Raw genomic sequence first — 12,203 nt, 5'->3', positions numbered from 1 at the left:
AAAGATCACAGACTAAAAAAGAATAAAATACAAACAATAGTTTCAATAAAATGACGCAAAAATGATGTTATTAACCGATGACACTTTAACTTGATCATTTATGAGTTAATTTTTGGCAGATTGACTCCCTTTTCATGCCCGTTAATAAATTGTATTTGCAACGTTAAATAAGCACTTAAACTTACTCAGGTATCAACGGTTACTCATCACCTCAGAAACAATAGCTGAATTGAGTCAGCTTTATGTTTTCATGATCTAAATCACAATATAGATACCCGCAAATGGTAAGCTGTATTCAGCGTAGAATTTCAAGGAAAGAAACTATTCCTATATCAATCATTTTGTTAAGCAATTTTTTTAAGGCAATTAGCGGTATTCACGATTAAATCCAACTGATTAATATCACAATATTATTCGATAACTTAATAATCCCGTAGCTAATTGCCTCCAAAAATTTAACATTTATCAGGAGTAATTTTTATGGCTGTCACTCAAGTCGCAGAACTTAATAAATTAGTTGCTCGCGTAAAAAAAGCCCAACACGAATTTGCTGATTTTACTCAAGAGCAAGTTGACCGAATTTTTCGCGCTGCTGCTTTTGCGGCTGCTGATGCCCGTATTCCACTGGCTAAATTGGCGGTGTCTGAATCTGGCATGGGAATTGTGGAAGATAAAGTGATCAAAAACCACTTTGCTTCCGAATATATCTATAATGCTTATAAAGATGATAAAACTTGCGGTATCTTATCTGAAGATAATACGTTCGGTACGATGACTATTGCTGAACCAATTGGCTTGATTTGCGGTATTGTTCCAACAACAAACCCAACATCTACGGCTATTTTTAAAGCCCTTATCAGCCTGAAAACCCGTAATGGTATTATTTTCTCCCCACATCCCCGTGCCAAAAACGCGACTAACAAAGCGGCAGAAATCGTCTTAAAAGCGGCGGTTGAAGCAGGCGCACCAAAGGATATCATTGGTTGGATAGATGAACCTTCTGTCGAACTTTCAAATGCCTTAATGCAGCACCCTGATATTAACCTGATTTTGGCAACAGGTGGCCCAGGCATGGTAAAAGCCGCCTACAGTTCAGGCAAACCCGCCATTGGTGTCGGTGCCGGCAATACGCCGGTTGTGATTGATGAATCGGCAGATATCAAACGTGCCGTTGCCTCTATCTTGATGTCTAAAACATTTGATAACGGCGTGATTTGTGCGTCAGAACAATCTGTTATCGTTGTTGATTCTGTTTACAAGCAAGTCCGTGAACGTTTTTCAACTCACGGTGGGTATCTTCTTCAGGGAAGAGAGCTAAAGGCCGTTCAGGATGTTATTTTGAAAAACGGCAACCTGAATGCAGCGATTGTAGGTCAGCCGGCAATAAAAATTGCTGAAATGGCCGGCATTAATGTTCCTGAAAGCACGAAAATCCTTATTGGTGAAGTCACGCTGGTGGGTGAAGCAGAACCCTTTGCCCATGAAAAATTATCACCACTGCTTGCCATGTATCGCGGCAAAGACTTTGAAGATGCAGTCGAAAAAGCCGAGAAATTGGTCGAAATGGGCGGTATCGGGCATACATCATGTCTCTATACTGAACAAGATAATCAGGCAGAGCGTATTAAGTATTTTGGCGACAAAATGAAAACCGCGCGCATTTTAATCAACACACCGGCATCCCAAGGCGGTATCGGAGACTTGTACAACTTTAAACTCTCCCCTTCCCTGACGCTAGGCTGTGGTTCTTGGGGAGGCAATTCGATTTCTGAAAACGTTGGGCCAAAACACCTGATCAATACGAAAACTGTCGCCAAAAGAGCCGAAAATATGTTGTGGCATAAACTTCCGAAATCAATCTATTTCCGCCGTGGTTCCCTGCCCATTGCTTTGGAAGAAGTCGCTACCGATGGGGCTAAACGTGCTTTTATTGTGACAGACCGTTTCTTATTCAATAACGGCTACGCTGATCAGGTTATCAATGTCTTGAAATCTTATGGCATCGAAACTGAAGTGTTTTTTGAAGTCGAAGCCGATCCGACATTAGGCATCGTCCGCAAAGGTGCTGAACAAATGCACCTGTTCAAACCCGATATTATCATTGCCCTTGGCGGCGGTTCTCCTATGGATGCGGCCAAAATTATGTGGGTGATGTACGAGCATCCTGAGACACATTTTGAGGATCTGGCCCTGCGCTTCATGGATATCCGTAAGCGTATCTATAAGTTTCCGAAAATGGGTGTGAAAGCAAAATTGGTTGCCATTACCACCACGTCAGGCACAGGTTCAGAAGTCACGCCTTTCGCGGTAGTTACCGATGACGTGACCGGGCAGAAATATCCTTTGGCAGACTATGCACTCACTCCCGATATGGCGATTGTCGATGCAAATCTGGTCATGGATATGCCAAAATCGCTATGTGCTTTTGGTGGCTTGGATGCGGTGACCCACGCATTGGAAGCCTATGTTTCTGTTTTAGCCAATGAGTATTCTGATGGGCAAGCCCTGCAAGCATTAAAACTGCTGAAAGATTTCCTGCCCGCCAGTTACCACGAAGGGGCAAAAAACCCCATTGCCCGCGAACGTGTCCATAATGCAGCGACCATAGCCGGCATTGCTTTTGCCAATGCATTCTTGGGTGTATGCCACTCCATGGCCCACAAACTTGGCTCTGAGTTTCATATTCCACATGGTTTAGCTAATGCCCTGCTAATTTGTAATGTGATCCGCTATAACGCTAACGACAATCCAACAAAACAGACAGCATTCAGCCAATATGACCGCCCACAAGCGCGGCGCCGCTATGCGGAAATTGCAGACCACTTGGGATTAACTGCCTCAGGTGATCGAACTGCTGCCAAAATTGAAAAGTTATTGGCTTGGTTGGAAGAAATGAAATCTCAACTGGACATTCCGGCTTCAATTCGTGAAACAGGCGTGCAAGAAGCTGACTTTCTGGCGAAAATCGACAAGCTTGCAGAAGATGCCTTTGATGATCAATGTACCGGCGCAAATCCGCGCTATCCATTAATTTCCGAGTTGAAACAGCTTCTGCTGGATTCTTTTTATGGACGCGAATTTACCGAACAAAACCAGCCTCAGGAGGCAGCAAAATCAAATAGAAAAAATAATAAGAAAGAATAATAAATGATGAGCTGATTGATGTAACTTAAAAGGCGTTAGGGTAACCCAACGCCTTTTTATTATTTTATTTTTTAGCCTGATGGTTTTAAGGCTAGTTTTAGGCCTCTCGATGACAACTGGCGCCTATTAAACCTCTTTGGCCTTAGCTTCACGAATAACGTCTGTATAGTGCCTACGACACACAGAAACGTATTTTTCATTACCGCCAATATCAACCTGAGCCCCGTCGTAAACCACGTTGCCATCGCTGCCAAAACGAAGCACACGGCTGGCTTTTCTCCCACAATGACAAATGGTTTTCAACTCCACCAATTTATCTGACCATGCAAGGAGATATTCACTTCCGCTGAATAACTCACCTTGAAAATCTGTTCTCAAACCATAACAAAGAACAGGGATATCGTCATAATCTACAATTTCACACAGTTGCTCAACATGCTCTTTCGTCAAGAACTGGCATTCATCAATCAAAACACAATGGACTTTTTCTGCCTCATTTTCACTTCTGATAAGCTCAGCAATATTTGTTTTTGGTGAAAACAGCAAAGCCTCAGCGGATAAGCCAATACGGGAGCTGACCTTTCCTTTACCGAATCGAGTATCGATATCTGCTGTAAAGATCAGCGCTCTCATTCCTCTTTCGTTATAGTTATAGGAAGACTGCAATAAGGAAGTTGATTTCCCTGCGTTCATGGCAGAATAATAAAAATAAAGCTGAGCCATTGGCCCGTCCATCCTCTTGTCAATTTAATCAGGCGATATAACTGTGTCAGTTTACCACAAACTCTACTTGAGATTATCTTTGTTATTGTCAAATGTGGGGGTAGCAGAAACAAATTAGAATGAATAAGAAAAGATTATTTTCATGATAATCATCACATTTGCGCATATAAAATCAGCATCATGAGGACTTACTGCATACCAAATGAACAAAATTAACATCAAAAGAAAATAGCTAATTTCATTCCCATTCTTTGAATATTAATAATCATATTGGTTTACTTTCGCTCAATTTAGTCGTTGTAATCATAACTAATGGATTACCCATAAAAAAACTTTCATCTCACACTGACTATTCAGCTTATTTCTAACAAAACAGTTAACGTTACTTACCGATTGTCTATAAATTAGTTTTATACCCTGCGGTTTATCCCTTACTAATCTTTACAGTAATCCCCCTTCCTGCTTATTGAAAAATGGCAAGTTCAATAGCAGGATTAAAACGCAATATATCGATTAGCAAAAAAATTGCATTTTAAAATGCCCTATTTTAACGAGAGAAAGTAAATTCACTATTGCAGAAAATAAAATAGCATTCTATTATTATCCCTACATCAGCTATCATCATTATAATTTGAGACCAGGACAATGAGCGAAAATTTAAAATCCTTAAATAACATCCGTACCTTGCGCGCACAAGCAAGAGAATGTGAACTGACAACTTTAGAAGAAATGCTGGAAAAACTGACGACTGTTGTTGAAGAACGTCGTGATGAAGACAACCAGGTTCGCGTACAATTAGAAGAGCGTACACGTAAACTTGAAGGATACCGTGAAATGTTAGAAAAAGACGGTATTGAATTAAGTGATTTAGTGGATGCTTTAAGTGGTAAAGCTATTGGTAAATCTAAACGTGCTGCACGTCCAGCTAAATATTCATACGTTGATGACGGTGAAACTAAAACCTGGACAGGCCAAGGCCGTACACCAGCTGTAATCAAAAAAGCAATTGAAGAAGAAGGTAAAACACTGGACGATTTCCTGATCTAATCAGTTGTTTTGGTAAACCTGATAACAAAAATACCCTTGATAGGGTATTTTTATTTTATGTTTAATATAACTAACTAAGTTAATTACGGGCTGATGTAGAAACACAGAGAGCGATATTAACGGCTAAGTCGCCTGCATATTCTCGACGTGATAAAAAAGAATTTAACACTAACTTAGTTTTTTATTAACATAAACTTATAAAAAAGGAGCGATTAGCTCCTTTTTCTATTTCCATTTCTATGTCACATTCTGTGTCACTGCTTCTGATAAAAGCCCAGATACCAATCAGTAAATCGTTTCACCCCTTCCTTTACCGGAGTGTCAGGTGAAAAACCAATCTTATTATAAAGCGCACTTGAATCTGCACACGTTGATAATACATCGCCATCTTGAATTTCCATAAAGTTTTTCTTTGCCTCAATCCCTAATGAGGCTTCAATGGCTGCAATAAAATCACCCAGTTTTGTCGGTTGCCCATTACCGATATTGTAAACTCGATATGGCGCAGCGCTGGCAGATATCTGACCACCTTCAACTGACCAGTCTTTATTGGCGGTAGGAATGATATCCTGCAATCTGATTATAGATTCAACAATGTCATCAATATAGGTGAAATCCCTCACCATATTGCCATGATTATAAACATCGATCGGCTTACCTGCTAACATGGACTTAGTGAATTTAAATAGAGCCATATCAGGACGACCCCACGGTCCATATACGGTAAAAAATCGCAATCCTGTCGTGGGAAGCTGATAAAGATGTGAGTAGCTATGAGACATTAACTCATCCGCTTTTTTCGTCGCGGCATATAAAGAAACAGGATGATCAACCGAATCATCAGTAGAAAAAGGTTGCTTTTTATTTAAACCATATACTGAACTGGAAGAGGCATATAATAGATGCTCTACACAATGATGGCGGCAACCTTCAAGAATATTTATATGACCGACGATATTAGCATCTATATATGCCATAGGGTTTTGTATTGAATAACGTACGCCCGGCTGCGCCCCTAAATGGATCACCCGCTGAAATTGATGTTTAGCGAACAATTCAGGTATTGCAACTCTATCGGCGAGATCTAATTTTTCAAATTTGAAATTTGCATGAGGAAGTAATAAATTTAATCTCGCCCGTTTCAAATTAACATCATAATAATCGTTGAGATTATCAATGCCGACAACCTGATGCCCCATATTCAATAACCGCTGGCTAACATGAAAACCGATAAAACCAGCAGAACCTGTAACTAGAAATTTCATATATTAACTCAAATGACGGGTTTGATTGAAGCGCCGCGGCCAATACCATAATAGGTAAAGCCCCGTGATTGCAGACGTTCAGGATCATAAAGGTTGCGTCCATCAAAAATCACAGGCGTTTTCAATGAATTCTTAATCACATCAAAATCAGGCGCTCTAAAGTTTTGCCATTCTGTACAGATAATCAAAGCATCAGCACCTTTTAATGCCGCTTCTTTTGTTCCCATTAAGGAGAGATCATCACGCTGTCCATAAATACGCTGTGCTTCCTGCATCGCTTCAGGATCATACGCCTGAACTTTAGCGCCACATTCCCATAACGTTTCCATCAGTACACGACTTGATGCCTCACGCATATCATCTGTATTAGGTTTAAATGACAGTCCCCAAATAGCCAATGTTTTGCCCGTTAAATCATCACCAAAATGCTGTTTTACAAAAGTAGGCAATTTACTTTTCTGTTTATTATTAACCTGCTCCACAGCCTGAAGAATTTTTGGTGTATATCCAATTTGTTCAGCAGTCTGAATCAATGCCTGAACATCTTTCGGGAAACATGAACCACCGTATCCACACCCCGGGTAAATAAAGTGATATCCGATGCGTGAATCAGAACCTATTCCCTGACGTACATTTTCAATATCTGCGCCCAGCATCTCTGCCAAGTTAGCAATTTCATTCATAAAGCTGATTTTGGTTGCCAACATGCAGTTGGCGGCATATTTAGTCAATTCAGCACTGCGGATGTCCATGACGATCATACGATCATGATTACGATTAAAGGGTTCATACAGTTCGCGCATGACATCAACCACATTATCATTATCACAGCCAATAATAATGCGTTCAGGCCGCATACAATCAGCAACAGCGGCGCCTTCCTTTAAAAACTCCGGGTTGGAGACGACATCAAATGGATGAACTATGTTGCGCTCTGCCAATGTTGCCTGCATCACTGCCCTGACTTTATCAGCCGTACCTACCGGCACAGTTGATTTATCAACAACGACTTTGTAACCATCCATATTTTCCGCAATCGTTCTGGCTACGGCAGTGACGTATTTAAGATCAGCAGAGCCATCTTCATCAGGAGGTGTGCCTACTGCAATAAACTGTAATTTGCCATGAGCAATACCGGCTTTGGCATCCGTTGTAAAATTCAGCCGTCCTTCAGCATGATTTTTCTTTACCAAGGGCGTCAAACTCGGTTCAAAAATAGGAATTTGACCATTTTTCAGGTTTTCGACTTTATTTGCATCAACATCAACGCAAAGGACATCATGCCCAACTTCAGCAAAGACGGTTGCTTGCACTAAGCCTACATAGCCAATACCAAATACAGTAACTTTCATATCACACCTTAAAGTACGAGTAGATTATTTTTCAATCTGACGTTGCAAAGTCATGATCCAATCCGTGAATGATTTGCCCAATTCTTTATGTTTCATGCCGTATTCAACAAATGCCCGCATATAACCCAATTTATTACCACAATCATGGCTACGGCCCTGCAAGTGATAAGCCTCAACTGGCTCTTTTTCCATCAATATGGCAATGGCATCTGTCAGTTGTATCTCGTCCCCTGCCCCTGGTGCGGTTTTCGCCAATAATGGCCAGATGTTTTCGGATAAGACATAACGGCCAACAATGGAAAGATTCGAGGGTGCTTCTTCTGGTTTTGGCTTTTCAACAACACGGACAATAGGTTTGCTATCACCAGGCTGTAAATTTTCCCCTAAGCAATCAACAATGCCATAATCCGAAACACTCTCGGCAGGAACAGGTTCAACCAGAATCTGGCTTGTGCCACTGCTGTTGAAACGTGATAGCATTTCGCTCAAATTATATTTTGACAGATCAGTGCTGTACTCATCCAAAATGACATCAGGCAGAATAACCGCAAACGGTTCATCACCAATAAGAGGTTTGGCACATAACACGGCGTGACCCAATCCTTTGGCAATTCCCTGACGGGTTTGCATGATCGTCACATGATTTGGACAGATAGACTGTATCTCGTCCAATAATTGGCGCTTCACTCTTTTCTCAAGAATCGCTTCCAACTCAAAGCTGGTATCAAAATGGTTTTCTATCGAGTTTTTAGATGAATGTGTGACCAGAATGATTTCATTAATGCCAGCCTTAATACATTCATTGACGACATACTGAATAAGCGGTTTATCTACCAAGGGAAGCATTTCTTTCGGGATGGCTTTCGTGGCCGGCAACATCCGGGTTCCCAAACCAGCAACGGGTATAACAGCTTTTTTTACTTTTTTTATTACTGACATTACATCGTCTCCGACTGCTCTGTTTTTACTGAAAAACGCTTTTGCAGCTTAAACAGTAGCATTAACTCTCAAAAAAATTGTATGCGTGAAAAAAATCGCACTTGCCAAAAAATAACGCGCACGAGTATACCAGTTAATTAGATCAGATATACAGTGCGCTGACTTTTACTCACACTTCAATGCGTAGATATCAGACATTGCGACCTTTTCCCATATTCGAGTATCATCGCCCAATGATAGTCAATTGCTTGTACTATTCTTATCTCTTTGCAAGATCGCTGATATTAGCGGCAATCACTTTGATTAACTGGAGTTATTTTGACAAAAATGTGCCCCTGCGGCAGTGGTTCATCTTTCGGCCTTTGCTGTAGCCCCTATCTCGAAAATCATCACCCTGCCCCAAATGCTGAATCCTTGATGCGTTCCAGATATAGCGCTTATGTTACCCAAAATGCAGATTATCTTATCGCCACCTGGCACCCAGATTGTCAAGCTGAAAATTGGCGTACAGAAATAGAACAAGGTTTTGCTGGTATACAATGGCTGGGATTAAATGTCCTTGAAACTCATCAGGGAAGAAATAATGACGAAGCCTATGTTGAATTTTCAGCTTGCTTTATTGAACAAGGCAAGCAAGATAAGCAATTGATTCATGAGCGCTCACGTTTTTTGCGCATTGACCTGCATTGGTTTTATATAGAAGGTATTCGTCCCCAAGTAGGCCGAAATAATCCTTGCCCATGCGGTTCAGGTAAAAAATACAAGAAGTGCTGTGGTTAAAAATACCATGGTTAAAATCACAGTGGTTAAAAATACTGTGATTAAATCAGCATCTAAATATCAAACACAACAATTCACACACAGTGAAGAATATTTGAGGTTCTCGTCATCCATGCAACACGCAAATATACAAAGAAAAATCTTGCGTACAATTTGTCCTGACTCCAAAGGGTTGATCGCAAAAATCACCAACATTTGTTACAAGCATCAATTAAATATCGTTCAAAATAATGAGTTTGTTGATCACCGTACCGGACGATTTTTTATGCGTACCGAGCTGGAAGGTATTTTTAATGATGAAACGCTTCTGGCTGATTTAGATGATGCCCTGCCTGCGGGTTCAAACCGTGAATTAAATACGGCAGGCCGACGTCGTATCGTGCTCATGGTGACAAAAGAAGCGCATTGTATTGGCGATATCTTAGTCAAAAGCGTCTATGGTGGACTGGATGTCGAAATTGCGGCTGTCATCGGCAATCATACTACCCTGCAAAAATTGGTTGAGCAGTTTGATATCCCATTCCATTACATCAGTCATGAGGGTTTAACCCGCGAACAACATGATGCAGCGCTGATGACCCAAATTGACCAATATAAGCCCGACTATGTTGTACTTGCTAAATATATGCGAGTTTTGACGCCGGCATTTGTTCAACATTACCCGAATCAAATAATCAACATTCACCATTCATTCCTACCCGCATTTATCGGTGCTCGCCCCTACCATCAGGCTTATGAGCGCGGAGTGAAAATTATTGGCGCGACGGCGCATTATGTGAATGACAATTTGGATGAAGGGCCAATCATCACTCAAGATGTCATCAATGTGGATCACACCTATACGGCTGAAGAGATGATGCGTGCAGGACAGGATGTTGAGAAGAATGTGCTGAGCCAAGCATTACATTGGGTATTTTCTCAGCGTGTCTTTGTCTATGGTAATCGTACCGTTATTCTTTGATAAACAATAGCTGACCGGGGAAAATGCAACCTGAAAATAGGGACTTCCTGTTGATGACAGTACCCGATAGGTTGTAACTTGATCGTCCGGATCAAAAAATCAGCATTCGATACTTTATTTTCAATTATCTACTTTACAGCGGCGGCTTATTTGATATCATGCCGTCCGCTGCTAACGACAGCGTACAATTCAAAAAAATTTGGTGGGGTTCCCGAGCGGCCAAAGGGAGCAGACTGTAAATCTGCCGTCACAGACTTCGAAGGTTCGAATCCTTCCCCCACCACCATCAAAGATTCACGCTCCATCATATCCAAATCAAAAACCAACACTTTAATTTCTGTAAAAAAATTTGTTAACGTAAGTATCGGCTTGAAATAAATGGTCGCGGACAGGGCATAAGCCTTTGCGAGTGGAATGACGAGATGGGGAATACCTGCATAAACCAAAGGTGAGGAACGAAATGACATCATCCTTCCTCACCACTATCAAAAATCTATTCTACGCTCTCAATGCATTATGCGATTTCCAAAATCAATGCATTTTGGCAAGCACCAATGGCGGAGCAGGAAAATCCGATAATTAGCTCCGCTCATGCAATCAGCTACTCCATATCGCTGACGGAGTCAATGAAACGATTTAATACGCTCGAATGAGATTTTGATTTGTAGACATAACACTGATTAACTGCATCAGGCCGTGATATTGGAATGAAGCCTAGGCTTTCTCCCTCTTCCAATGCACCGGAGTGGGAATCTGTAATAAAAATATAATCAGTTGACTGAATAAAATTGAGACAGCATTCTACATTATCCATCTGTCGAATATTAACTTTTTCTCCATTTTTTATCATTTCCTCTTCCAGATTCTTTATCAAATTGCCTTTATAGAGTACGGGGTCACATAACCACGTTCTCTTTTTCAGCAATTGAGTAAAGTCCCCATTAACTTCATCCAACAACTCTTTACGGCAGCAGATCCCCAAATTTGGTCCATCAATTTTCCGTACCAGGCTGAATCGATCACTAAGTATTTTTTCCGAACTTAAAATTATTGTATTGCCCTCATAGTCAACAATTTCATCAATGTTATCATAACTGAAGCGTAATATATTCACTTGAGCATTATTTCTGTCCGCAGCTTTATAAAGCGAAATCAAATGCTTTTTCTTACCCCAATCATGGTATATATTTACTACATTACAAATACTCCCACTGATGTGTTTCTTTGTAATTTCTTTCTCTTTCAAATAGAGCTCTTTTAGGTCATTATATAACTCCACTCCGTCTTTGGTCAGAATCATCCCAAACTTCTCCCTTTTAAATAAGCGCTTTCCTAACGTCGCTTCAAAGTCTTTAATTGATTTAGCGACTGGGGGAGTCGTACGGTTCATCACTCTTGCCGCCTTGCTTAAAGAACCCATTTCCACCACCGCCATGAATGCTTCTAATTTACGAGAAAAAAACATAATTCACCGTTCCTATGTAACTTGTGGCTAAAAGAATTTCCTTGAAATGGCCTTCTCATCAGGTAACCGCTAAATCAAACTTGATTTTATGAAGGTACAATTTTGTACAATAAAAATAGATATTTTTCAAATGGCATTTATATAAAATGCCAGTCCCTGATGCAATAATGCGGTTTAGATGAACTATATTATTCATCTATATCATGATGAATATTCCACCGTGATTGTAATCCACGAATAAATATAACCATGGTCTACAAGTTCAAATTTCTATCAGAGATTGATTAACTCTTCTACTTTTTCATTAATTATTTTTTGTAACGCATAACATAAAATAAATTTCAAGAATAAAAACCCTAACGGAAAATGACAATATCTAACGTTTAATATTACACGTTAAAACTAGTAAATTATTATATATTCATTAATTAACTATTTATTAATTTGGTGTTTTTATTATTTAAAAATCGATTCGGCACTTTAAATTTAGGATAGCGAGAGTATTATACTCAATAGCATATTACATA

General features: G+C 40.2%; 9 protein-coding genes and 1 tRNA gene. 5 read left to right on the top strand and 5 right to left on the bottom strand.

Annotated features, from left to right (window positions below):
* The first annotated feature begins 480 nt into the window (after nucleotides 1–480).
* Nucleotides 481–3,144, top strand: a complete 2,664-nt coding sequence (gene adhE / locus PSI17_RS09430; RefSeq protein ID WP_273551751.1) for a bifunctional acetaldehyde-CoA/alcohol dehydrogenase — start codon at nucleotides 481–483, stop codon at nucleotides 3,142–3,144.
* A gap of 126 nt (nucleotides 3,145–3,270) precedes the next feature.
* Here the strand turns inward: adhE and PSI17_RS09425 are convergent, their stop codons facing one another.
* Entirely contained in the window at nucleotides 3,271–3,867 is a 597-nt protein-coding gene (locus PSI17_RS09425) for a thymidine kinase (protein WP_273551750.1), read from the bottom strand.
* A gap of 645 nt (nucleotides 3,868–4,512) precedes the next feature.
* On the opposite strand from PSI17_RS09425, the gene PSI17_RS09420 reads away from it, so the two are divergent.
* Entirely contained in the window at nucleotides 4,513–4,914 is a 402-nt protein-coding gene (locus PSI17_RS09420) for an H-NS family histone-like protein (RefSeq protein ID WP_273551749.1), read from the top strand.
* A gap of 254 nt (nucleotides 4,915–5,168) precedes the next feature.
* On the opposite strand, the gene PSI17_RS09415 is transcribed toward PSI17_RS09420, so the two are convergent.
* From PSI17_RS09415 to galU, 3 genes are read right to left on the bottom strand one after another with little or no spacing between them, the layout of a single operon-like run.
* Nucleotides 5,169–6,179: an NAD-dependent epimerase gene (locus PSI17_RS09415; protein ID WP_273551748.1), complete on the bottom strand. Its 1,011-nt coding sequence runs from the start codon at nucleotides 6,177–6,179 to the stop codon at nucleotides 5,169–5,171.
* An 8-nt stretch (nucleotides 6,180–6,187) separates the two neighbouring features.
* On the bottom strand, nucleotides 6,188–7,531 hold the full coding sequence (locus PSI17_RS09410) for a UDP-glucose dehydrogenase family protein (RefSeq protein WP_273551747.1): 1,344 nt from the start codon (nucleotides 7,529–7,531) through the stop codon (nucleotides 6,188–6,190).
* Nucleotides 7,532–7,555: 24 nt separating this feature from the next.
* Nucleotides 7,556–8,470 (bottom strand): UTP--glucose-1-phosphate uridylyltransferase GalU, encoded by a 915-nt coding sequence (gene galU / locus PSI17_RS09405; RefSeq protein WP_273551746.1) that lies wholly within the window; start codon nucleotides 8,468–8,470, stop codon nucleotides 7,556–7,558.
* Between the two features lie 318 nt (nucleotides 8,471–8,788).
* Here galU and PSI17_RS09400 point away from each other — a divergent pair, with 318 nt between their 5' ends.
* From PSI17_RS09400 to PSI17_RS09390, 3 genes are all read left to right on the top strand, one after another.
* Nucleotides 8,789–9,250: a YchJ family protein gene (locus PSI17_RS09400; RefSeq protein WP_273551745.1), complete on the top strand. Its 462-nt coding sequence runs from the start codon at nucleotides 8,789–8,791 to the stop codon at nucleotides 9,248–9,250.
* 112 nt (nucleotides 9,251–9,362) lie between these two features.
* Nucleotides 9,363–10,211, top strand: a complete 849-nt coding sequence (purU, locus tag PSI17_RS09395; protein WP_273551744.1) for a formyltetrahydrofolate deformylase — start codon at nucleotides 9,363–9,365, stop codon at nucleotides 10,209–10,211.
* Between the two features lie 201 nt (nucleotides 10,212–10,412).
* Nucleotides 10,413–10,497 (top strand) — tRNA-Tyr (locus PSI17_RS09390).
* Between the two features lie 315 nt (nucleotides 10,498–10,812).
* Here PSI17_RS09390 and PSI17_RS09385 read toward each other — a convergent pair.
* Nucleotides 10,813–11,676, bottom strand: coding sequence for a helix-turn-helix domain-containing protein (locus tag PSI17_RS09385; protein WP_273551743.1), 864 nt, complete (start codon nucleotides 11,674–11,676; stop codon nucleotides 10,813–10,815).
* Nucleotides 11,677–12,203 lie beyond the last annotated feature (527 nt).

The sequence above is a fragment of the Xenorhabdus sp. IM139775 genome (assembly GCF_028598745.1).
Taxonomy (GTDB): domain Bacteria; phylum Pseudomonadota; class Gammaproteobacteria; order Enterobacterales; family Enterobacteriaceae; genus Xenorhabdus.
Note: the sequence above shows the minus strand (reverse complement) of the source record. Positions and strands in the feature narration are given on the sequence as shown.